The sequence below is a fragment of the Denitrobacterium detoxificans genome (genome assembly GCF_001643775.1).
GTDB classification, from domain to species: domain Bacteria; phylum Actinomycetota; class Coriobacteriia; order Coriobacteriales; family Eggerthellaceae; genus Denitrobacterium; species Denitrobacterium detoxificans.
On sequence record NZ_CP011402.1, the window covers coordinates 2,313,470 to 2,337,331 of the forward strand.

Below are 23,862 nucleotides of genomic sequence, written 5' to 3' on the forward strand. Positions count from 1 at the left end.
AGGGCGCTCTAATCCAAAACCGTGCCCTGGGCGCACAAGTACAACTTGGAGGGTTGCAATACGCCCTTCGTCCAGCGTATCTTCGCCCACTGGGGCATGACCGTAAGGGCATAGCGCCCCATTCCACCCTGCGGAAGCTCGATGGGCAATGCACGGGCGAATGTCGCCTGGACGCCCTGGCGCCACCTGCCATCTGCAATGCCCCACTCTTCCAGCTGGCGCATAACGCGACCCGGCGCCCCCGTTTCGAACATCTCGTTCACCACATGCGGCTGCTTGATCTGGAACTGCGCATCGATGGCGAACACATCGCCCAGCGAGCCATCGGGATACACGTCAAATTGAAAGTCAACGCCCCCTGGCACCAGGGCAAGGAGACGCTGAACCTGCTCGAGCATCGAGCTGGTGTACGCCGTGAACCCAACAGCGCGAAGCGCCTGCTCAAGACATTCGCTGCTCGACGCGCATGCATCCTGCTGATCACGGTCCATGTAGCCGCACACGCGCAACGGGGCGTTCGGCTTCCTTCGGAACATGCCACAAAACGCAAGCGACCATCCTTCGGGCATGCGCTGCGCCTGCCGCTCGTACAGCAAACCCCGCTCGGGCTCACCCAGAGCATCGAAGAAGGGGCGCGCAAGCGACGTGGCCGTACGCGGCTGAAAATGCACGGCTGCCTCGGGCATTTGAGGGTTGCTGGTGTCAAGCTCAAAGCCACAGCAAAGCCCCGACTGGGCTTTCGAGGCCTGGGCAAACCAATCGAACATGGCCCCATGGTCCCCTGCAAGAGGAGAGTCGACACGCGTTCCAACTTGCAAGTCGTTGTAAAGCAGCGTCACATCGAGATACGGCTCTCCCAGAAGGGGGAACTCCAGATAGACGTCGGGGAACGATTCGCCCACCAAAAACGGGAGAGGTACCATGCGCGCACGGTCGAAACTATCGCCGAACAAGATGGGGCCACGCCCCTCGTCGGCAGCCTGAAGCAGAAGAACCTGATAGGCATCCTCGTACGATAGGGCTCTCATTGCGCGCCTCCTATCACGTAGGCCTTCGCATCAAGCAACGCGCCATCGCGCCACCTGAGCTTCACGAATGCAGGATACGCCGACAGCAAGACGCCGCCATCCCCGCGGGCAACGCGCTTTGCGAACGCAACGTCCGCCAATGCCTGCCATCGCCCATCGACAAGACCCCTATCCTGCAGCTTCGTCATGAGTTCGGCAGCCGTGCCGTCCATGCCAAACGATTCGTAACCCGGCTCTCCCGGCGGGCACGCAAAGCGCACGCTTGCGCTGAAGGCACCTTCTGCACGACCCTGCGCGTTAACATCAAACTGGAATTCCAGCTGGAACGGCAAAGCGGCCAGCTCCTGGCAGAGCGCAACAAGGGAATCATCCACCCAAGACGGCCCCACTTGGCGCAGGTGGCGTCCCAGCAATGCGGCATCTTCGGCATAGGCGCGCTGCATGTCATGGGAGGGAACGCATTCGACGCGCAGGTTGTGACCCGGTCGCTCGGGAAAGACCCCCGCATAGCAGGCAAACCACTCGTCGGGCAGGGACTGCACAAACGAACGATAGGCATCCACGGCATCGGATCTGCCCACCGCGGAAAGGAAATCGCATGTAACGGGCACATCGTTCTTTCGCATGAGCAGCTGAATGGCGGGGACGTCGGCATTGCCCGAACCCGTGTCCCAGCTCAGCGCAAGCTGACGCACGGAATCGCCCTGCTGGGCAAACCACGTGAACGCATCCCTGCTCGCGCCACAAACCTCTTCGCCCAAGGCAAGCCCCTGCCGCGCGTCCTCGATTGACGTAAGCGCATGCACATCGCACCAGGGATCGCCCAGCAGGGGAATCTCGAACCATACCTCGGGAAATGCCGAGGGAACGCCCAAGCTGCGCGAAAACGCCGCAATCATCGCAGGCGCAGACTGCCCAAAGAGCACAGCCTCGCGGCCCTCGCTTGCCATCAGGGCATACAGTATGTTGAAGAGAATAAGCCTATCCATATGGCCCGCACGCCCCTTCCCACGCGGCCCCGGCATACGCTAGGTGTCGAGGCGCTGCCTTTCAACTAGGCCAGCGAAGAGCCCGTGCTTCTGAATGAGCTCTTCGTACGTGCCCTCCTCGGCAACGCGCCCCTCGTTCAAAACGATAATGCGGTCGCAGTAGCGCACGGTGGAAAGCCGGTGGGCAATCACGATGCGCGTGCACTTCAACGACGCAAGAGAATCGACGACATGGCGCTGCGTTACGTTATCGAGCGCACTCGTGGCTTCGTCGAACAGGAGAATCCTATGCCCTCCGCATACGGCGCGCGCAATCATGATGCGCTGTCGCTGGCCGCCCGAAACGCCACCCGCACCCTCGCTCACGAGCGTCTGCATGCCCATGGGCATCTTGCGAATGTCTTCGGCAATGCCCGCGATTTCGGCGGCATTCCACACATCGTCGAGCGTAGCGGACGGAGTGGAAATGGAAATGTTCGAAGCGATGTCGCCCATGAACAAGCTGCCATCCTGCATAACGGCGCCAATGTGACGGCGCAGCGACTTCAAGTCGACGCGGCGCACGTCGTATGGGCCATACGAGATACGCCCGCGTTCGGGCATCTCGAAGCCCAGCAGCAAGCGCATCACCGTGGACTTCCCGCAGCCGCTTGCCCCCACCAGAGCCACGTATTCCCCCGGCTTCACGCTAAACGAGAGGTTCTTGAGCACGTAGGGCTGGGTATCGCCATAGCGAAAGGACACGTCGGCCACTTCGACGCTACCCGTGATTGACTCCACCGACGGCTTGCCCTCGGATATCTCGGGCTGCGCGTCGAGGATGGGCGAAATGGAATTGAGCATGGGCTTGATGCGGGCCATCTCGTCGCTAATCTGAGCCAGCGTAAGGACGGCCGCGCTCATCTGACCATACGCGGCATTGAACGCCATGTAGTTGTCAACCGTCACGCCAGAGGCGCCCGCCAGATAGTACATGGCGATAAGGCCAAGAAGCCCAATGAAGGTAACGATGGGCACAACCGCGCGCGTAACGGCGGGGCGGTTGTAAGCCGAACGAGCATACTCCGAATAGCTATGCGCCCACTTGGAGAACGCACGATCCTCGGCACCTGCGAGCTTGATCTTCCGCACGCCATTGAGCAGGGCAGTTACCTCGCCCGACAAATGAGCCGACGCTTCGACGGTGGCAACTTCGAAACGCGCCGTAAGTGACGTGATGAACACCACCGCAAGCACCTGCAGCGCCATCGTGATAAGGGCGGGGAAGGTGAGCGCCGGGGCAAATGCCCCAATCTGGAGCACGTAGACAAGCGAAATGAGCGTCGTAAGCGCGCTGCCCAGCATGACCGACGTAAAATGCTGCGTGAAGAGCGTGACATTCGCAACGCGGCTCGCCAGATCGCCCGACGAGTATTTCCTGAAGAAGGCATTCGGCAACGAGAGAACGCGCGCGAAGGCAGCCGATTCGGCAAGCATGTCGAGCTTCAACGATATGCGCTGCATTATCAAATTACGACAGGCGGTTATGAGCACCGTGGAAATGGTCATGCCCAGCAAAAACGCCGCAATGGGCAAAATGAGCTCGGACTGTCCCGACGGCGCAACTACGCCAAAGGCGACCTTATTGGCCCACGCGGGAAGGAATCCCATGAGCGCAACGGCGAGAGCGGCCACGCACACAAGCATGTAATCGTTGAACCTAAACGCGCCTATGATGAACATCATCAAGTCGCGTACGGCAAGGGGCCTATTGGGCAAGCCCTTGTAGAACAAGATGGCATCGGTTTCAAAGTGCTTGGCATTCTTCGCGGTAATCTTTCGCTTTATGCCCGTACCCGGCTCGAGATAGCAGTATCCATGCACGCCCCGAGGCAGTAAGGCCACCGCTTCGCCCGTATCCAGACGTCCGAGCATTGCGCCAAACGCCTCGTCTTGCCAGCCGTCCGTGAGCTGCACGCGACGACGCATCGTGCCCGTGGGGCGGCAAAGCCAATCGAGTCGCTCTTCGACATCGGTAATATCGTCGGGCACGTGACCCGCATGAATGCCCAGAAACCGCAGGCACGCGCGCGAAGCGCCATCGACCTGCTCAACGTCGTTCACGGAAAAGTGCGGAGCATTCTGGGGGTTGCTCACGCTCGCGGCAAGCTCGGCGTACGCACGCTCGGTCATCTCGCTGTCGAGCTTCGCGCGCGTTTCTATTTGAGATTCGATCCACCTAGTCATTGCGCACCAACTCCGCATATGCGCCGTCTTTTGCCACGAGCTCGTCGTGCGTGCCGCGCTCCACGATCTTGCCATCCTCCATCACGACGATTTCGTCGCAATCGCGTATAGTCGACAGGCGATGGGCCACAACGATGCAGGTGATATCGCGTTCGCGGATGCATCGGATGATTTCCTCTTCCGTCTTGGCATCCAAGGCGCTCGTTGCCTCATCCAAAATGATGATGGTAGGGTCTTGGGCTAGAACGCGGGCAATTTCCAAGCGCTGCAACTGCCCGCCCGAAAAGTTTCCACCACCAGGCTGAACAGGCGAAGAGTAACCACCTTCGCGCTCTAGGATGACATCGTGGATACCCGCATCACGGCAAGCCAGCACCACTTCGTAATCCTCGATGGAGGCATCCCACAGCTTCACGTTTTCCGAAACGGTGTCGTCGAAGGAAACGATGTCCTGGTCCACTACGGCAAGCGACCCACGCAACACTGGGCGAGGAATATCGGAAATGGGCGTGCCATCGATCGTGACCTCTCCGCCCCAGGGCGCATACAAGCCGCTCACCAACTTGGCAATCGTGCTCTTTCCGCATCCGGAACCGCCTACGAGCGCAACCCACTGACCGGGCTTCATATGCAAATCGAAACCGTCGATGAGTGGCGGCTCCAGCGGCGAATAGCCAAACGTGATCCCATTCAAATCGACGTAGCCCTGAAGCTTCTCTCGATCCAGGCTCTGCGCGTCAACGGCCTCGTCACCATCTTCGGGAACATCTACGGGATACCGCATGACGTCCTCGATACGCTCCATCTGCGTCTGCATTTCCTGAATGGACTGCCCCAGCACGACTATCTGCCCCACCGGCTGCATGAAGGCATTGAGGAAGCCCGTGAAGGCCAACAGCATGCCAGGCGTGAACTGCTCCTCGACGATGAGCCAAATGCCCAGCACCAGCACGGCAATGTTGGCAATCTGCGTAACGAGCTGGGGGACCATGCCCAGGTACTCGTTCAGCTTGGCCGAACGGGCATGGCTCTCGTTCACCGCAGCCTGATAGCCTGCCCAACGTCCGAAGAATCCGTCTTCCGCGCCAGCGGCCTTGATGGTCTCAATCATCTCGATGCCGCTTACGGTTGACGCGTAGAGCTTGCCGGCAGACATGGCGCCCGAACGCGAAATGTTGATGCGCTTCTTTGAAATATAGCGCGCCAGGAACGCATTGCAGACAACCGTGAGCACGCCCACGACCGTAAGCAAAATGCTGTAGTTCAGCATGATGATCAGGTACAGCACCAGCATGACCACGTTGATGAGCACAGGCGCGAGCTGCCCGATGAGAGCAAAGGCAATCGTCTCGTTGGCCAATTGCCTCTGCTGCAGATCGCCCACCATGCGTTGGGCGTAGAAGCCCGCCGGCAAATGCAGCAAATGGCGCATGAAGCGCGAGGAGCTCACCACGGCAATTTTGCCCTGGATGCGCATGAGCCATGCAGCGTTCATGATGGAAACGATGCCGATAATCATGGCAAGCACGAACATCACTATCGTTACGGGAACAAGCCAATCGGGGTTGCTGCCGGAAAGGATGCGGTCCAGGAACACCTGACCCATGGACGTATCAACGATCGTGGCAATGGAAACGATGGCGGCGGTGATCATCACGAACGCCACCGCGGGGCCAAGCCCCCGCAGGCGCTCGCGCGCATAGGCAGTGGTATCGGGCTTCTTCCCGCCCTTCTGAAACGCATCGGTCTTCTCAAACACGAGCGCAATGCCCGTAAAGGAATCCTCGAACTGCTCGATAGGAATCTTCACCTGCCCGCGTGCCGGGTCGTTGATGTAGGCAAACTTGCCCCTAAACCCACGCAGCACCACGAAATGGTTGAAGTTCCAGAACAGAATGCAGGGAAACGATCCCGAAGAACGAAGGGCGGAAGCGGAATACGACATACCCTTGGCGGAAAGGCCGTACGACCGAGCCGCCTTGAGGATATTGGACGCACGCGAACCGTCTCGAGAAACACCGCAATCGGCGCGCACTTGCTCCAGGGCGACCCATTTCCCGTAATACGCCAAGATCATAGCTAGGCAGGCGGCCCCACATTCCAAGGCCTCCATTTGCATGACCTGCGGAACTTTGACAATGCGGCGCGCCATACGCTACTGCCTCCCAAGGATAAGGGAAATGGGGGCAACGCGTTCGACCGTAATGTTTACCGTAAGGGGGACGCTGGAAGGAAGATTCGAGGAATCACCCTCGAAGATGACCTGGTACGCCCAGTCGCCTTGCAGCAACGCATGCACCAGATAGTCGTTGGATAGTATCTGGTTCGCCTCATCGCGGGAAGCGGGGATAGGAGCGACGCTCTTGACTTCCATGAGCTCGCCGCCGATGTTGACGATATCGCCCTCATGGACCTTTGCCACATCTCCGGCATCGAGGAAGCACATGGCCTGGCCATCTACTACCACGCCCGTAGAGGAAACGCTGGTGGATACCGAACCGAAAATGCCCCATACGAGCAACCCGGCAAGAAGCGCAATGCAGGCGCCCAGGAACACCCAGACGCTGGGGCTAGTTATGCGGACGTACTTTTCCAAATCGTCGGGACTGCGCAAGCGTTCGACAGCCCGATTGTTGAATATGGAGCTACCCGTTTCAGCCATTCCGCCCCCCTCAGAACATAAGCTTATTGTACAGAGTAATGGCAGGCTAGAACAAACAATATCACGTATTTGGAAGTGTCACCCTCCCGTTTCTGGGCATGGAGGCGGCAGCGTTTCAAAACGGTATCCAGGCGTGCGAGCCCCGCAACGGGAGCGGTACAATGGCCGAAGTGGACATCGAGGGAGGGACCAACATGAACCTCGACGCAGAAAAGACGGAGAGCAAAGACCAGGCAGCGCCGTCGCGCACCGCAGGCGAAGCGGGATGGCACGTATCGCGCTACAACATCAGCGCGCCCATTCCCGATACGAATCTCACGGCCATCGCAAACCTGTTCAAGGGAAACTGCGCCAAATACACCCCCATCGAGCTCTACCTGCTTTCCGTGCTGGAAGAACTCGACGAGCACCACCCCATCATCGAGCGCTTCGCCAAGCGCGGCATCATCGCCAACTTCGACGAACGCGCCGCGCTCGAATGCATGGGACGCGGAGCATGCGGAAGGGCCCCTATGGTAGGGCTCACCATCTGCCCCACCATAGGATGCAACTTCGACTGCCCATACTGCTTCCAAGATCACGGCCGTGGCCATATGACGAAAGAAGTGCAAGACGATGTAATCGCCCTAACGGAGCGCATGCTCAGCACGTCATCGGCCAAAAAGCTGCACGTAACCTGGTTCGGCGGAGAACCGCTGCTCGTCCCCAACATCATCGAATCGCTTTCCGAGCGGCTCATCGCCCTTGCCGAGGAGCATGGCGCTTCCTACCAGGCGTCCATTATCACAAACGGGTACTTGCTCACCCAAGATATCGCCGACATGCTTCACCACTACAAGGTGGAATCCGCCCAAATTACCGTGGACGGGCTCGACCCCACCCACAACGCCACGCGCTACCTGCGCGGAGGGGGCCCCACGTTCGACCGCATCATCGCGAACCTGCGCGATCTGAGTCTGCCTTTCAGGGTGAACATACGCCACAACGTCCACGAGGATAACCGCGACGAGGTGGAAAAGCTCGAGGCATTCATCAACCAGCTTGCAAGCGAATCGGGGAACAAGCTCCACTACTACCCCGCCCCCGTATCGGACAGTTCGACCGCGGAAGAGCGAGGCAGGCAGGTGGGCCTGCTTTGCTCCAACGAGGAAAGCGACGTGAGCATCCGCCAGGAGTCCAAGCGCTTCAGCCAGGGGCGCGGTCACTACTGCGGCGCGCATACCCTATGGGCAATTGGCATCGATGATGCGGGTAACCTGCATAAGTGCTGGGAAGCCGTGGACAAGCCCGACCTTAGCTTCGGCACTGCACACGACTGGGATCCGGCGGACCCCATCAATTCAGCCTCCAACGCCGACAACCTCACGAAGTTCCTGAATACCGCCTGCCCCGTCCCCGATGAGGAATGCCGGGAATGCGTTTGGCTGCCCACCTGCGTAGGCGGGTGCCCCTACCGGCGCCTCTTCGAAGCACGCAAATGCATTCCATTCAAGGACAACCCCGAGGGTTACGTACTGGCCCTCCAGGAGCGCATCGGCGAAAACGAGGAAGGCCAGAACGAGGGCGACGCATAACGCAACCTTATCGCCATTCACATGCACGTCCCGGTAGCCACTTCCCTCAACGAGCACGTCGGCCGCCTTCGACCCTTGGCGCATGACGATGAGCGACCCACTGGTGTCGTCGCACGGGCAAAACAAAGGGCCCGCTGGCGCAATGCCATGCGGGCCCTTGAAGGCAATGGAGTGCAACAGCTATCGAGCCGATTCCCTCAGCAGGTCGTAGACCTCGGTGGCGGTCTTCAGCTGCATGGCCTTTTCGGCCAGCGCGCATGCGTCTTCCTTGCTCCACAGCGAAATGCTCTTGCGCGTGGCAAGTACGCTGGTGCCGGAGACGGAGTACTCGCCCAGACCAAAGGCAATCCACAGGGGAACGAGCAACGAGTCGGCAGCAGCTTCGCCGCACATGCCCACTTGAATGCCCGCTGCATTGCCGCACTCGATGATGCGGCGAATGCTGCGCAGCACGGCCGGATTGTACGTGGAGTACAGGTAGCGCACCTTATCGTTGCCGCGATCGGCGCACATGGTGTACCCCGTAAGGTCGTTCGTGCCGATGCTGAAGAAGTCGGCCTCCTGCGCGAGCAGGTCGGCCACAAGCGCCGCAGCGGGGGTTTCCACCATAACGCCCACCTGAATGTTGGCATCGTAGGCAACGCCCTCGGCGTCGAGCTCCTGCATGTAGCGCTTCACGAGCGCCTTCACGACGGTAATCTCATCGACGCACGTCACGAAGGGCACCATGATGCGCACTTCGCCAAACGCGCTGGCGCGCAGGATAGCGCGCAGCTGGGCGCGGTACATGTCCTCGTTGGACAGGCAATAGCGAATGGCACGATAGCCCATGAACGGGTTGTCCTCGCGCTCGAAGCCCATGTAGCCAATTTCCTTGTCGCCGCCCACGTCGAGCGTGCGCACGATGACCGGCTTGCCCTTGCAGATGAGCGCGACCTTCTTGTACGCCTCAAACTGCTCGTCTTCGGTGGGCATGGACATAGCGTCCATGAACAGAAACTCCGTGCGGAAGAGGCCAATTCCCTCGGCATCGCGCTCCATAGCCTGCGTGGCATCGTCGGGCTTGCCGATGTTGGCGAACAGCTCGAACCGCTCGCCCGAAGCCGCAACCGTGGACACGCCGACGAACTGTGCGAGCTCGGCGCGCTCCGCCAGGAGGCGCTCCTGCTCGGCACGGGCCGTTTCCAGCTCTTCCGCGGAAGGCAACACGGCAACCGAGCCCGTACCACCATCGACGATAACCTGCATACCCACGGCAAGCTGACCGCATGCGTTGGGCACCGAAAGCACGGCGGGAATTTCCATGGCGCGCGCCAAAATGGCGGAGTGGCTGGTAAGGCCACCTGTTTCGGTAACGAAGCCCACCACGGTGCCCGGACGGATGCCCGCCGTCATGGAAGGCGTGAGGTCGTGCGTCACGACGACGCTACCAGCGGGAAGCGAGCCCATGTCCACGGGACGCTGTCCCAGCAGCTCGGCAAGGACGCCCGTCTTCACGTCGCGCACGTCGGTGGCGCGCTGCATGGTTAGCTCGTCGCCCGTAGCCTCGAACATGTTCGCGAACATGTCGCAAATCTGCACGAGCGCATCCTCGGCGCACGAGCCACCATCGACCAGCTTCACCATTTCGCCCTGCATATACGGGTCGTTGATCATGACAACATGGCCCGTGAGGATTTCGGCCTCCTTGGCGCCTACCGACTCGCGCACGGCGTCGGCCTGCGCGTTCGTGTACTCGATATAGCTTGCAATGGCGGCCTTCAGGCGCTCGGCTTCCGCCGCCGCGTCTTCCACGGCATGGCTGGAATACTCCAGGGAAGGCTCCTCGATGATTACGACAGTGCCAATGCCCAGTCCGGCACTGGCAGCGATGCCCTTCAGCTCCATTAGTCGCCCATTCCTGATGCGATGAAGTCGACGATGGCGCGACCGGCAGCCTCCTCTTCGGGGCCCTCGGCGCGAATTTCGATTTCCTCGCCGCACTTGATGCCGGCGGCCATCATGGCCATCAGGCTATTGCCGGGAATCTCGTTGCCATCACGCACGATGGTAACGGTAGCGTCATGCTTGCCCACCTCGGCCACGATCAGGCTGGCGGGGCGCATATGAAAGCCCTGGGGATTGACGAGCGTAACCTTCTCGGAGAACATGTCCTATCCTTCCTTCGAAACCTTTTTCTTCAGAATACGCAGCATAAGGGCGCCAACAACCGCGCCAACTGCGAGAGCAACCAAGTACATGGGCCAATTGCCAACTACGGCAAATACGAAGATACCACCATGCGGGGCCATAAGCGTACACCCAAATGCCATGGAGATGGCGCCAGCGACTGCGGAGCCAACAACGCAAGCGGGGATAACGCGCAGGGGGTCGGCAGCAGCGTAGGGAATGGCGCCTTCGGTGATGAACGACAGGCCCATGATGTAGTTCACGGGAGCGCTCTTCAGCTCGGTTTCCGTCCAGCGGTCCTTGAAGAACGTGCAGGCCAGAGCAATGGCCAGCGGCGGAACCATGCCGCCGATCATTACGGCAGCCATAATGTCGTAGTCGCCATTGGCGATGGAGGCGGTGCCGAACAGGTACGCAGCCTTGTTGATCGGGCCACCCATGTCGATGGCCATCATGCCGCCCAGCAGAATGCCCAGCAGGATCTTCGCATTGCCCAGGCTGTTTAGGAAGTCGCTGATTGCCTGGTTCAAAGCGATCATGGCGGGGTTCACGGCGCACATGACCAGGCCGATGAAGGCAAGGCCAATGAGCGGGAAGATGAGCACGGGCTTCATGCCATCGAGCGCCTGCGGAATGTGCTCGCAAATGTGCTCGATCCACTTCATGAAGTAGCCACCGGCGAAGCCAGCAAGCAGGGCGCCCAGGAAGCCAGCCGACACTTCCGTGCCAGCGGGAGCGGCGAACGTGCAGCCCGCAGCAGCCATGGCGCCACCCACGAAGCCTACCAGCAGACCAGGACGATCGGCGATGGAACGACCAATATAGCCAGCCAGGATGGCGAGCATGAAGTTGAAGCTGATGCCGCCAACGCCCTTGAACCATGCGGCAACGGGCGTAGCCGAGCCAAAGGTACCGTCCTGCGGAGCGCCCATGACCGTGTCGATGAGGAACGCGAGGGCAATGAAGATACCACCGGCAACCACGAAGGGCAGCATATGGGAAACGCCCTCCATGAGGTGCTTGTACACGCGGCGGCCAGCGCTTTCGCTTTCCGCAGCGTCGGCGGTGGATTCAGCGGCACCCGAATGATGGTACACGGGAGCTTCGCCATTCAGAACCTTGTTGATAAGCTCTTCGGGCTTGTTGATGCCGTTGGCAACCTTGGTGATGTACACAGGCTTGCCATCGAAGCGGGCCATGGACACGTTCTTGTCGGCAGCCACGATGATGCCATCGCATGCGGCAATCTCGTCGGCAGTGAGAACGTTCTTCGCACCGCCCGAGCCATTCGTCTCGACCTTGATGGAAACGCCCATCTTCTTGGCCTGCTGATCGAGCGCCTCGGCGGCCATGTACGTGTGAGCGATACCCGTGGGGCACGCCGTCACGGCAAGCACGCGAATGCGATCGTCAGCCGCTTCCTTTACGACCACGGGAGCGGTAGCCTCTTCGGGCTCGCCAAACTTTTCGCGCTCTTTCGCGTCGATGAGCTGCAGGAATTCCTGCGCGCTACCCGCGCCCATAAGGGCTTCGCGGAAGTCGAGATCCATGAGCATGGTCATGAGTCGGCTGAGCACCTCCAGGTGCACTTCCCCATCGGAGGGAGCCGCAATCATGAAGAGAAGGGTGGAATCCTTGCCGTCGGGAGCGTCGTAATCGACACCCTCGGGAACGGTGATGGCCGCAAGTGCGGGCTTCGCCACGGCATCGGTCTTAGCATGGGGAATAGCCATTCCCTCGCCAATGGCGGTCGTGCCGGTAGCCTCGCGAGCCAGGATAGCCTCGCGATACGCGGCAACATCACTCAGGTTGCCGGCGGCCTCATGCAGACCAATCAACTTGTCAATCGCATCAGACTTCGATGCGGCCGACGCGCCAAGCTCAATGGCTTCGGGCGCCAGCAAATCGATGATTCTCATGGAGGATTCTCCTTTCTCACAAGAATCTCTGCCGCATCAAGCGCTGCGGCGGCGCTCAACACTATGACTCAAGCCGCGCAAGCAGCTCGTTCACCAATTCGGCAGGCGCAAGGCCAGGCGAAAACGCGGTTGCGCTCCCGCATGCCTGCGCAAGCTTGTAGGCTTCGTCGTACACCTGAGTCTCGGGAAGCCCCGCCTCGGTTCCGCGCAAGAAACCCTCCACGAAGCCAGCCACGGTACTATCGCCGGCACCCACGCTGTTCACCAGCGTGCCCGCGATAACAGGGGCGAACTGCAGACGACCCGCGGCATCAAGCAGCAAGCTGCCATGTCCGCCACGACTAACCAGCACGTTTTGGGCTCCACGCTCCTGCAGCATACGCGCGCCGTCGGCGAGCGCCTGCTCGTCCAGGGGGTCGCATCCCGTGATTTCCGCAAGCTCCTCGTCATTGGGCTTCACCAGGAACGGGCGGTAAGGAAGCGAAAGCATAAGAACGTCCTGCGTGGCGTCCACCACCACGCGGACATCGCGTCCTTCGAGTTCCCGCATGACGCGTGCGTAGATATCCTTCGGCGTGCCTTTGGGAATGCCGCCCGAAAGGATGACGAAGTCACCAGGACGAACCTGGTCGAGCTGGGAAAAGAAGCGCTGCAGGGAAGCCTCGTCGATTACGGGACCCGCAGCGTTGACAGCCGTTTCCTCGCTGGAATCGCCACCGGTAACGGTCCCCTTCAACTTCGCATTGATACGCGTGTTGCCTGCGGGAAGACGAATGAACCCCGTGGGAATGCCGTCTTCCTGGAGCGCAGCTTCGAGCGCCGCACCCGTCCAACCGGCAATGAAACCCCAGGCCGTGCTCGTGCGGCCCAAATGGCTCAGAACGTAGGAAACGTTGACGCCCTTGCCGCCGAAGAAGAATTCCTGAGAAGCGGCCCTATTGATGCGCCCAAAGGCGAGATCGTCCACGCGCATTACGCAATCTATGGCTGGATTGAACGTAATCGTGTAAATCACGGCGACACCTTTCCCCGGGTAAGCCCCTGGTCCATCATACGAACAAAACCATCGTAAGTCTATTGGTTTGGTCTCATTTAGAATGCGGCCCTACCCCACAGACTCCCGAAACGGCGGCACTCGCACTGCTGCCTCGCAAATACGAGCGCAGTCGAATACGGCCAAACGCACATGGTAGCAATGACGCGCTGGTATCATGGGCAAAGCGCGTTGGTATCACATTTACACTATGAATGGCCGGAATATCGGCAAACGGCATTTTTACGCCCCACTACGACCCATCTAGGCAATCCGCTCGAATTCGCGTACGTTCATGGGCTTGTAAAAATAGAAGCCCTGCATCTCAAGGCAGCCGCATTCCAGCAGGTTAGCAGCCTGATCGACGGTCTCTACGCCCTCGGCAAGAATGTCCATCCCCAACGCGCGCACCATCTTGACCACATGGTTCACGATGATGCCTCCCTTCACCTGGTCCCCCGTTTCGGTGAGGAAGCGAAGATCGAGCTTAATGCGGTCGACGGGCATCTCCTTGAGCATGTTCAGCGACGAATAGCCACTGCCGAAGTCGTCCATTTCCACCAGGAAGCCATGTTCCCGCAAGCGGGAAACCGTGCGAATCAGCAATTCGGGATCGCTCATATACACCGTCTCGGTAATCTCTATGTGAAGCTGGCTTGGGTCCACTCCGTACCGTTGCACAAGGCTCGTGAAATGCTCGAGCAGATTCTTGTCGTCACGAACGTCGCTGCGCGCAACGTTCACCGAAACGGCCAGACGTCTCCCCTGCTCATTCCATCTTTGAAGGTCGCGGCACACCTGTTCCCACACGTAGCAATCCAAGTCATAGATCAGCCCAGATTCCTCAAGGGCGGGAATGAACTCCGCGGGGCTCAGCCATCCAAACGTCGCATGCTTCCAACGACAAAGCGCCTCGGCCCCCACAAGCTCACCTGTCTCGTAATTGACCTGCGGCTGATACCACACTTGGATTTCCCCCGACTGAAGGGCAATGGAAAGATGGCTGCTAATGTCGGCATCACGCCTCTCCTTGCGCCATTGATCGGCGTTGTAGAACTCGTAGCCGCCCTTCCCCGTCTTGTTCGCGCGCTCTTCCGCAACGCGCGCGAAGTCAAGCATGCGATCGACGTCGACATTCTCATGATCGGCTGGAGTCAAGACGTAGATGCCGCTGCAGATGCGCACCTGGTTTTCCCGTCCCTGGTTAATGAAGTAGTTGCGCAGGGGCTCGAACACGTCCAAATCGTCCTGGAGAACCTGACCCTCTTTGGCAATGCTGCGAAGCACGGCGAACTTATCTCCTTCGACGCGCCCAATGGCTTCGTCATCGCCAAGCACCTTCTTGGAGGTGCTCACCCAGAACTTGAGCAGCTCATCGCCTGCCTCCATGCCAAGGCTGTCATTGATGTACTTGAAGTTCTTTATGTTGTTGTACGACAGCAGGTAGGGGGTATCGGGGTGCTCTTTCAGCAGCTCCGTCACCCGCTTGCGGAAGCCTTCCATGCTGAGCGCACCCGTAAGCGGGTCGATGTCGATAAGGCGGCGAACTTCCTCTTCCTGTTGCAAGCGCATTGTTCGACGCCGAAGCAAAACGATAATCACCAGCATGGCAAACAGCGCAAGAACGGCCAACGCAACCACGCCGTATTGATGCACGTAATCGAAGAGGTCGTAGCGGTACAGGCGACGCGATGTGTAATCGAGAACCACCGCCTGACGTTTCGTATCGGTCAGCGACCCGATGCCCCCATTCAAACGATCGATAATCTCTCGTCCCCTGGGAGTGTCCAAAGCCCCCACGCGAAAGTCCATGGCAAACATCGTGGCAGGCTGCACCTGCAAGTCCGCATACGCGGGCTTCTGCAGCATGTAACTCCAGAAGTACGAGTTATGAAGCAGCGCGTTCACTTCGCCCGCGCGGAGAGCTCTCACGCCGTCGTCCATAGTCGCATACATCTTGATTTCCACGCCAGGGTATAGGCCCTGAACAGTATCCGCCACGCCGCTTTGGGACTCGAGCATGCCCACGCACAAGTTACCAAGCGACGGCATGGTGCGCTCCCCCTCGGTCACCAGGGTAAACGGTGTTTGGATGAGATTGTCGGTTACTACGATTTCCTGCCCCGAAGCGCTGCGTATGGCGCTGCCGAATGGCATGAGCACGTCGTAGTCAGTAGCATCCAGGGCCTCTTTCAGATTGGCTTCCTTGATTTCCTTGAATACGACCGTATAGCCTGCGTCTTCGGCCGCAGCCGTCAGAAGGTCAACGCCAATTCCCACGGGGTCCCCGTCTTCGGCATCCCGGTAGATGATGGGACAGCGATCGGTGGGCACGCCCACCACAAGGACTTCATTGGCGTCATCGGCAAATGCAGAGGCAGGAGCAAGGACGCCGAAACAAGTAATCGCGAACGCGAAAATGAGAGCCGCAACAAGCCCTCCAAGGATTCTCATTTTCGCCATGGAAACCAACCCCTATGCACACCATACCCCCCAAGCACATTTTACGCCCCAAAAGGTTATTGGCACATTTCTGATACCAATATGGCACACGAGAGAACAAAGTGTCCCATCAGGCACTATATAAAGTATGCCCACATGGAAGCCAAGCACAATATACCCATGAAACCGGCAATCGCAGCATGCCTCCTCGCGGCGATTGGCGCATGAATTGCAGCCAGCGCGCCAACCCAAGCCGCGTCCGTCGCCGCCCCTGCGCGATTACGCCTGCGCATATCGTTCCTGTGAGGAATCGCCCCGTGCATGGACGCGCGATGTACGAGGGTCTATACCGTCATAGGTCCATTTCATGATTAGGAGTTTATTCATGGCTGCAGTTCTCGAAGCGATTATGTTGGTATGCTTCGGTCTTTCCTGGCCCATCAACGCAATGAAAGCCTGGAAGGCGCGCACCGCCGCAGGCACTTCGTGGATGTTCCTGGCGCTCATCACGCTCGGCTATGTTGCCGGCATTACCGCCAAATTCGTCGGCGGCACCGTAAACTGGGTCCTCATCGTCTACTTCCTAAACCTGGCGGCACTGGCTGCAAACTGGATCATCTTCGCGCGCAACAAGGCACTAGACGCGAAAAAGGCATAAGCGCAAACGGGCCACTGCCTGCTTGCGCGCCGACGTGTATTTGCCCACGTCGCCCGCTACGACTTGGAAACAAACGCCAGATAACGCCCATCACCCCCTCTCGCCGCCCAATTACGGCGCGTATACTTCGCTCGTATGGGGGCATTCCTATTTATCACGTTGCCGGCACGAAACGTACTTCCTGCAACGACGACGGAATGGAGGGCTTATGAAACGTAACCCGAAGTGGAAACGATCGGCCGTTTCCGTCATCGCATCCGTGACGATGACATTCTCGTTGGCATTCGCGCCAGGCGTCGCAAGCGCATTCGCCGCACCAAGCAACGCGCAGGCCAACGACGTACCAGCTTGGGCAATTGACGACGGGCAAGACGCATCGAGTAAACTCACCGCCCAAGCTTCGCTGCCAACCACGTACGACCTGCGTAGCGACGATCTCGTCACCTCCGTCAAGCTGCAGAATCCCTGGCAAAACTGCTGGGCCTTCGGCGGCATCGCAGCCGCTGAAACCTCCGTTCTCTCTTCGTACGGCTCAACCTACACGTCTTCGGGACTCGACCTTTCCGAAAAGCACCTCACCTGGTTCTCGCTGCATCCGGTAACGGAAGCCGTTGACTCGACCCAGGTGGGCGAAGGCTTGCACCTCTTCAGCGATGCCGACACCGCGGCATACGATGCGGGTGGCTTGCCCATTTACATCACCACGCTCTTCTCCCAGGGCGTAGGCCCCCTGCCAGAATCGGCGTTCCCCTTCCAGGGTGCCGAAAAGATTGCCACGGATGAGTACTACGAAGCGCATCCCGATGTACTTGCCGCAGACACCAAGAGCCAGCTCGAGCTCCTTGCGGCATCCCGGGAAATGACGTACGACGAATTCATGCAAGCCCAGTCGGCATCCACGGGCAAAACCGTAGATGAGCTGTTCGAATTTTACGTAAACAGCATGCTCGAAAAGTCCAAGGTAGATAGGACCTATTCTAAGTACGACGACTGGACCATCCCCGAAACCAATAACGAGGGACAGTCCAACCGCCTCCTCACCTCGGGGTTCCTCTTGAAAAACGGCAATATCATGCCCGACTACTGGACCAATTACGAAACGAGGACAACGCTCAACGAATCGGCGCAGACCGCCATTAAGCAAGAGCTGCTGAACGGGCGCGGCGTCAGCCTCGTATACCACGCAGACCAGAGCGGAACCTACACCATGAGCGATGGCGTGCATGGTTCGATGTACAACCAGTACACCAGCGACATCCTGAACCCCACTCATGCCGTATGCATCGTGGGCTGGGACGATTCCTACTCCAAAGACAATTTCAAGACCGCCGCGCCCGGCGATGGCGCTTGGATCGTCAAGAATAGCTGGGGTTCGACCGCCGACGCCACGGCCGACGGATTCAACCGCAACGAATATGGCCTTTTGAATGACGAAGGCGAATACACGGGATACTTCTACCTGTCGTACTACGATAAGACGGTCGTCCAAGCGGAGACGATGGAGTTCTCGACCAATCTCGCCTCTTCGGACGGCTTCTACACCATGCAGTATGACTACATGCCCGCCGTCAGGGGTTTCTACGATACGCCCGACTCTTCGAGCGTGGTGAGCTCGGCGAACGTGTTCGAGGAAGTCGATCCGACCGTCCTTAAGAGCGTGTCCACGCGCACCTCGCAGGAAAACATGCGCGTGACGTTTGCGGTATACCTGTTGAACGACAACGCGCAAAACCCCACTGATGGCGAGCTGGTTGCGCGCACCTCGACCAACTTCCTATACGCTGGGTTCCATCGCATCGACCTGGACCAGACCGTCACCATCCCCGCCGGCACCAAGTTCTCGGTCGTCGCAACGTCCTCCCGCCTGGACGACAGCGGGCAGCGCATCTACAACGCTTCGGCCAACAAGGGCCTGTCGAAGCAGACCGCCCAGGAACAGAAAGCACCAGCCTGGTGCCAAGCCGTCGTGAACAAGGGCGAAAGCTACCTGTATGCCGATGGGGCATGGCAAGACTGGAGCGATTACCTGGAAGCGACTTCCGCCGAAATCGATGGCGCGCCCGTCGATAACTTCTCGATCAAGGCATATGCCGAAGCGGCTCCCGTCGATTCCACAACCGAGATGTACCGTCTGTACAATCCCAACGGCGGCGAGCACTTCTACACCGCCAGCGAAGTTGAGCGCGACGGCCTCGTCGATCTTGGGTGGCAGTACGAAGGCGTTGGCTGGACCGCACCGATTTCAAGCACCATACCCGTATATCGTCTGTACAACCCCAATGGCGGAGACCATCACTACACGATGAGCGAAGAGGAAATGACTGGCCTCGTCAAGCTTGGATGGAACTACGAGGGCGTAGGCTGGTATAGCGACCCCGAAGAGGGAACGCCCCTGTACCGCCAGTACAATCCCAATGCGACCTCCGGTGCCCACAACTACACCACCAGCAAGGAAGAGAACGATTCGCTCATTGCCCTTGGTTGGCAGGCTGAAGGAATTGGCTGGTACGGATTGAAGGCTACCTCCTAGTAGCACCGCATTCCGCAAGCGCGCCTTAGGCAGACGTAATCCCCTGGCAGAGAGTCACATCCTGCCGGGGGATTTTACGTTGCGGCCCATTCAACGCCACCAGCTGTGGGCATCGCTGGCCCCTCGACCACAACCCCTAGATTAACAACAATTGGGAAACAATTTCTTTCATTTGTGAAGTACCCTACATATTGTTGCCTCAAAGGGGGTAATATTGCACATGTTGTGAGCTTTTCGTTTCACTGGCCGTCGGTAGCGGCCAAGCCGCCCAGCGCGGCGGCGGAATGGAGGGATTCATGGGGAATCATTCCAGCTTGAAACGTATGCCCACGGTAAACGCAGCACAAACGAACCCCATCCGTGCACATGCGAGGGACGGCGCGTATGGCCTGGAATAGCACTCCGGGTTACGCCCGCACCAACATCTTCGCCACGTCGCGGTACGCCACCGTGGCAAACGTGCTCACCTTTTCCCGCATCGCGCTCAGCGTTGCACTTCTCACCCAAACGCCCCTTTCTCCCGCATTTCTCGCACTGCTCGCAGCAGCGGGCATCACCGACATGATCGATGGCGCTATCGCACGCGCCACCGGCTCGGAAACCGAATTCGGAGAAAAGCTCGACAGCATTGCTGACATCGTTCTTGCTGCTATCTGCCTGGCAACCATCCTGCCCGCCGTCTCGCTTCCGCTCTGGCTGCTCATCTGGATTGCCGTAATCGCCGTCGAAAAGATTGCCAACCTGGCCGGCGGCCTGCTCATGTACCGACGCCTCATCGCGCCGCACACTACGGCAAACAAGATAGCGGGCGTCTTGGTGTTCCTGGTGCCGTTCGTCATCCCCCTCTTCGGCGCGGTCATCCCCGCCATACCCGCCTGCATTGCGGCCACCTTCGCGGTCATCCAGGAAGGCCACTACATTCGGCTTGGGCTCGACTGGGGATAGGCCGTACGACTATCCCATCAGGGCATACGCCACGACAAGGCATGCGAGGAACGCCACGTTCAGCTTTAGGAACGGCACCATGAATTCGCGCGTGGTGGAACCGGGCACCAGGCGAAACGCTCGAAGCGCAATAAGGCTTGCAAGCGAGGCAACGGGCGTACCCAGCCCACCCAAGTCCACGCCCAGAAGCAGCGCATGCCAGTCCCCCGTGAAATGCGAGAGCAAAACCGCACTGGGCACATTGCTGATTACCTGGCTTGCCAACAGCGACGTCGCAAAGGGCGCCTGACCCACCGCCCAGGTAAGGGCACCTTCGATAGCGGGAATGCACGCCATATTGCCCGAGAACACGAAGAAGCATACGAACGTCGCAAGTAGCGACCAGTCAACGCGCTTCAGCGTTGTGCGGTCAAGCAGCGCCACGCAAAGCGCAACCACCACGCACGCAATCTGCCAGGGAACAAGCCGCACGACCGCAAGCACGCCAAACACAAAGAGCACCAGGTAGAACGCGCACCACGAGCGCTCGCTGGAGAACACGCGGCTGCGCGATGCAGGCCGGGTTGCGTCAGGCGCCTCGGCGGTAACGGGCGCACGTTTGCCCTCGCTCGCCGAGATGACGACCGGCGTCTTCGGCCACGCCACGCAGCGCAGAGCGATGAGCACGAAGGACAAGGCGCAATACGGAGCGATGGCGCACGCGAACTCCCACGCGCTCACGTCGTACGTAAGGTAAATGAACAGGTTTTGCGGGTTGCCAAACGGCGTGACCATGCTGCCCAGGTTCGCGGCCACCGCCTGGGCAACCGCCACATGCGCAATGTCGCCGCGACGATCCGCCATGAGCAGCGTGGTCACCGTAAGAGGAACGAACGCGAGCAACGCCACGTCGTTGGTGACGAGCATCGACACGAAGAACGGCGCGAACACGAGCAGCGCGTACAGCTTACGCGCGTTGGAGGCATGAGCGATAAGGCGACGCGCAATACGCGACAGCGCACCATGCGCCACTAATCCAGCGACAGCCGCCATAAGGCAGAAGAGCAGCGCGATGACGCGCACGTCAATCGAGGCGCCCAGCTCTTCCCACGACGGCATGGCAAACACGCTCGTAACGAGCGCAGCGGCGACAGCCACGCACAGCATGGCATGGTTATGTACGAATATGCGAATGATGTTCAACATAGCCCGCTAGTATAGACGTTCACCACGCGGAGTACCCCCGGACCCACGCAAGGAACAACACGCAATGAAAACGGGCTCGCGCCATATGGCGCGAGCCCGTTGCAAGCACATGTTGCTCTGCGAATTTACACGGCAGTGTAGCCGCCGTCAACGGCGATCATCTGACCGGTGACGTAGCTGGCCTCTTCGGAGCCCAGGAAGATGGCGGCTGCGTTCAGCTCGCCCGACTGACCGTAGCGCTGCATGGGCACCGTGCTCTTCGCGAAGTTCTGGAAGTACTCGGTGTCGAGCGTTTCGGTGGTGAGCTCGGTGTAGAAGTAGCCCGGGCAGATGGCATTCACGGTAACGCCCTGCGGAGCCAGCTCGGCGGCAGCGCCACGCGTGAAGTTCACCACGGCGCCCTTGGAAGCGTGATAGGCAATGGTGGGGATGGCGGTATTGCCAACCAGACCATAGATGGAAGCGATGTTAATGATGCGGCCATAGCCCTGCTTGCCAGCTTCGATGTTCTTCACCATGTAGCCGCCAACCTTCTTGCACATCGTAAAGATGGAGGTAAGGTCCAGGTTCATCGTGAAATCCCAGTCGCCACGATCGAAGTCGACGAGCTTCGTGCCCGTGCCCTTCTCGCCGCCAGCAGAGTTCACCAGTACCTCGATATGGCCAAACTTCTCGTCGGCCGCAGCCACGGCAGCATCGATGGAAGCTTCGTCGGTAACGTCACAGGCAACAGGCAGTACCTCGACGCCGTACTTCTCGGAAAACTCCTTGGCGCTGGCCTCAAGACGCTCAACGCGACGAGCAAGAAGAACCAAGTTGGCACCCTGCTGCGCATAGCCTTCTGCCATCTGCTTGCCAAGACCGGAAGACGCGCCGGTAACCGCTACTACTTTGCCAGAAAAATCGAACATACATACCTCTTCTCTTCTACCGAACAAAGATGGTGGGTTCGACCTAACCCCAATCGAACCGTGGGATGAGTATAGGCACCAAATTGGTCCCAAAGGCGTCTGGTTAACCTCCTGTTAACATTGGCGGAACGACGGGCGGCGAGCGTCGCAACCGCTCGGATGAGCGGCAAGCGCCTCCATAATTTCTCAACGAACGCGCCGCAGACGCGGAAGGAGCGCCGCAAGCGAATACGTGTTTCCGTAGAGGCTCAGCCGCATGGTGCATGCAAACGCCACGAACGCGCCGCCAACAATCCAGGGAATGCCCGCCACGCCCAGCAGCTCGGCTCCCAGCAAGGCTGCCGCAAGGGGGCAATTCGCCGCAGAAGCGAGCCCCGCCACAATGCCAACGACTGCGCCAAAGGAGGGATCGAGCCCCACCAACGTGGCCACCCAGCATCCGCACGTGGCGCCGATACACATCGTGGGCATGATTTCGCCACCCTTGAACCCATGAACGAGCAAGAAAGCCGTGAACAGGAGTTTTCCCAGGAAATAAGGGCTTGCGACCGAGCCTTGAAGCGCTGCGGCCACGTAGTTCATGCCCGTACCCGACAGGCTGGCGGCATCGGGCGTCAGCAGCAGGAGCGCCGCAGCGAGCACGCCGCCTACGACGGGGGCCACCCAGATGGGAGCCACGTACTTCGCGATAAGCTGCTTGCCCCGGACCACCACAAAGCAGAACAACGCGCCCGCCGCCGCACACGCCACAACGACCAGCAAGAACTGCGGAGCCTGCGCGATGGCAGGCAACACCACATGACTCACGGGAACAAGGCCCTGCACGCCAAGAGCCTGGGCGCAGGCCGACCCCGCAAGGGCAGCCAGAAGCACGCCAGCCAGATCACGAACACGACAGTCGAACCCCCGCATGAGCTCTATCGCAAGCACGGCCGAGGCCAGAGGCATGCCCAGAAGCACCGCTAGGGCAGCAGCCATGCCACACGAGGCAAGGAACGTGAGATGCCGGGTTTTCACGTGAAACAGCCGACGAATCGCAGCGGCGGCGGACATGCTCATCTGCAGAGCGCCCGCCTCCTTCCCCACCGATCCGCCGCAGAGAATGGTAAGGCAGGTGCCCAGGAAGATCATGGGAATGAGGGCTGGAGGAACCTCGTATTCGGCGCCTTCTTCCCCATTGGCAGCGCGGGCCTTTGCGGTCGCCTGGCGCAGCGACTCGATAACGGATCCCGTTGCCGTGCCGAACGGCACGTGCGCCAGGTCGTAATAGAGCACCGTGGCAAACCCTACCGCGGGAAGCAAGATGGCCACATGCTCGACATGCGTGAACACCCAAAACGACAGGTCGACGGCAACCGAAAAGAGCAAGGCAAGCACGATGCACACGGCCACCGTCGCAACGAATGCCGCTATGTTCGCAACCGCCTCCCTACGCATGCCGCCCCCTCCGAATTCGTACGCTCTTCAATTAATGCACGATGTTGCATCTTCTCGACGCTATATGCAATCACATGGCAAAGTGTACGCCCGAGCCATGCGATGCGCCAGAGAAACGAGTGGCAGTATCTTATCCAAATCGAGCCACGCGTGG

17 protein-coding genes are annotated in these 23,862 nt (G+C 59.5%); 4 read left to right on the forward strand and 13 right to left on the reverse strand.

From position 1 onward, the window contains the following. Positions 1-8 precede the first annotated feature (8 nt). Genes AAY81_RS09475 through AAY81_RS09495 form a run of 5 tightly spaced genes read right to left on the reverse strand, consistent with a single transcriptional unit; the run spans position 9 to position 6,905 of the window. Positions 9-1,028, reverse strand: coding sequence for a hypothetical protein (locus tag AAY81_RS09475; protein ID WP_066664420.1), 1,020 nt, complete (start codon positions 1,026-1,028; stop codon positions 9-11). Beyond that, positions 1,025-2,017 (reverse strand): hypothetical protein, encoded by a 993-nt coding sequence (locus AAY81_RS09480; protein ID WP_066664423.1) that lies wholly within the window; start codon positions 2,015-2,017, stop codon positions 1,025-1,027. Before AAY81_RS09480 ends, AAY81_RS09475 begins: the two co-directional genes overlap by 4 nt. A 39-nt stretch (positions 2,018-2,056) precedes the next feature. Further along, on the reverse strand, positions 2,057-4,243 hold the full coding sequence (locus AAY81_RS09485) for an ATP-binding cassette domain-containing protein (protein WP_066664430.1): 2,187 nt from the start codon (positions 4,241-4,243) through the stop codon (positions 2,057-2,059). Then, entirely contained in the window at positions 4,236-6,395 is a 2,160-nt protein-coding gene (locus AAY81_RS09490) for an NHLP family bacteriocin export ABC transporter peptidase/permease/ATPase subunit (RefSeq protein WP_066664431.1), read from the reverse strand. Before AAY81_RS09490 ends, AAY81_RS09485 begins: the two co-directional genes overlap by 8 nt. A 3-nt stretch (positions 6,396-6,398) precedes the next feature. Continuing rightward, entirely contained in the window at positions 6,399-6,905 is a 507-nt protein-coding gene (locus AAY81_RS09495; RefSeq protein ID WP_066664432.1) for a hypothetical protein, read from the reverse strand. Positions 6,906-7,066: 161 nt separating this feature from the next. Between AAY81_RS09495 and AAY81_RS09500 the strand changes: the two genes are divergently transcribed. After that, on the forward strand, positions 7,067-8,479 hold the full coding sequence (locus AAY81_RS09500) for a radical SAM/SPASM domain-containing protein (protein ID WP_066664433.1): 1,413 nt from the start codon (positions 7,067-7,069) through the stop codon (positions 8,477-8,479). A 180-nt stretch (positions 8,480-8,659) separates the two neighbouring features. Here the strand turns inward: AAY81_RS09500 and ptsP are convergent, their stop codons facing one another. From ptsP to AAY81_RS09525, 5 genes are all read right to left on the reverse strand, one after another. Further along, entirely contained in the window at positions 8,660-10,366 is a 1,707-nt protein-coding gene (gene ptsP / locus AAY81_RS09505) for a phosphoenolpyruvate--protein phosphotransferase (RefSeq protein WP_066664434.1), read from the reverse strand. Beyond that, complete coding sequence (locus AAY81_RS09510) at positions 10,366-10,629, reverse strand: HPr family phosphocarrier protein (protein ID WP_066664438.1); 264 nt, start codon at positions 10,627-10,629, stop codon at positions 10,366-10,368. The genes ptsP and AAY81_RS09510 overlap by 1 nt, the downstream gene beginning before the upstream one ends. A gap of 3 nt (positions 10,630-10,632) precedes the next feature. Beyond that, positions 10,633-12,567, reverse strand: a complete 1,935-nt coding sequence (locus AAY81_RS09515; protein WP_066664439.1) for a PTS fructose transporter subunit IIABC — start codon at positions 12,565-12,567, stop codon at positions 10,633-10,635. A 61-nt stretch (positions 12,568-12,628) separates the two neighbouring features. After that, complete coding sequence (locus AAY81_RS09520; RefSeq protein WP_066664441.1) at positions 12,629-13,582, reverse strand: 1-phosphofructokinase family hexose kinase; 954 nt, start codon at positions 13,580-13,582, stop codon at positions 12,629-12,631. A gap of 282 nt (positions 13,583-13,864) precedes the next feature. After that, positions 13,865-16,063 carry an EAL domain-containing protein gene (locus tag AAY81_RS09525; protein ID WP_066664443.1) on the reverse strand — a complete coding sequence of 733 codons (2,199 nt, stop codon included), beginning with the start codon at positions 16,061-16,063 and terminating at the stop codon, positions 13,865-13,867. A gap of 364 nt (positions 16,064-16,427) precedes the next feature. On the opposite strand from AAY81_RS09525, the gene AAY81_RS09530 reads away from it, so the two are divergent. The 3 genes from AAY81_RS09530 to AAY81_RS09540 all read left to right on the forward strand — a co-directional run bounded on the left by AAY81_RS09530 (position 16,428) and on the right by AAY81_RS09540 (position 20,175). Further along, complete coding sequence (locus AAY81_RS09530; protein WP_066664445.1) at positions 16,428-16,700, forward strand: hypothetical protein; 273 nt, start codon at positions 16,428-16,430, stop codon at positions 16,698-16,700. A 208-nt stretch (positions 16,701-16,908) separates the two neighbouring features. Then, positions 16,909-19,230 (forward strand): lectin like domain-containing protein, encoded by a 2,322-nt coding sequence (locus tag AAY81_RS10310; RefSeq protein ID WP_082867979.1) that lies wholly within the window; start codon positions 16,909-16,911, stop codon positions 19,228-19,230. A 384-nt stretch (positions 19,231-19,614) separates the two neighbouring features. Next, a complete protein-coding gene (locus AAY81_RS09540) occupies positions 19,615-20,175 on the forward strand; it encodes a CDP-alcohol phosphatidyltransferase family protein (protein ID WP_205630830.1) in 561 nt (186 codons plus the stop codon). A 9-nt stretch (positions 20,176-20,184) separates the two neighbouring features. Here AAY81_RS09540 and AAY81_RS09545 read toward each other — a convergent pair whose 3' ends face one another. The 3 genes from AAY81_RS09545 to AAY81_RS09555 all read right to left on the reverse strand — a co-directional run bounded on the left by AAY81_RS09545 (position 20,185) and on the right by AAY81_RS09555 (position 23,708). Then, positions 20,185-21,360, reverse strand: coding sequence for an SLC13 family permease (locus tag AAY81_RS09545; RefSeq protein WP_066664447.1), 1,176 nt, complete (start codon positions 21,358-21,360; stop codon positions 20,185-20,187). A gap of 125 nt (positions 21,361-21,485) precedes the next feature. Further along, positions 21,486-22,271, reverse strand: coding sequence for an SDR family NAD(P)-dependent oxidoreductase (locus AAY81_RS09550; protein ID WP_066664451.1), 786 nt, complete (start codon positions 22,269-22,271; stop codon positions 21,486-21,488). 186 nt (positions 22,272-22,457) lie between these two features. Then, positions 22,458-23,708: a chloride channel protein gene (locus AAY81_RS09555; protein WP_066664456.1), complete on the reverse strand. Its 1,251-nt coding sequence runs from the start codon at positions 23,706-23,708 to the stop codon at positions 22,458-22,460. Positions 23,709-23,862: the final 154 nt, after the last annotated feature.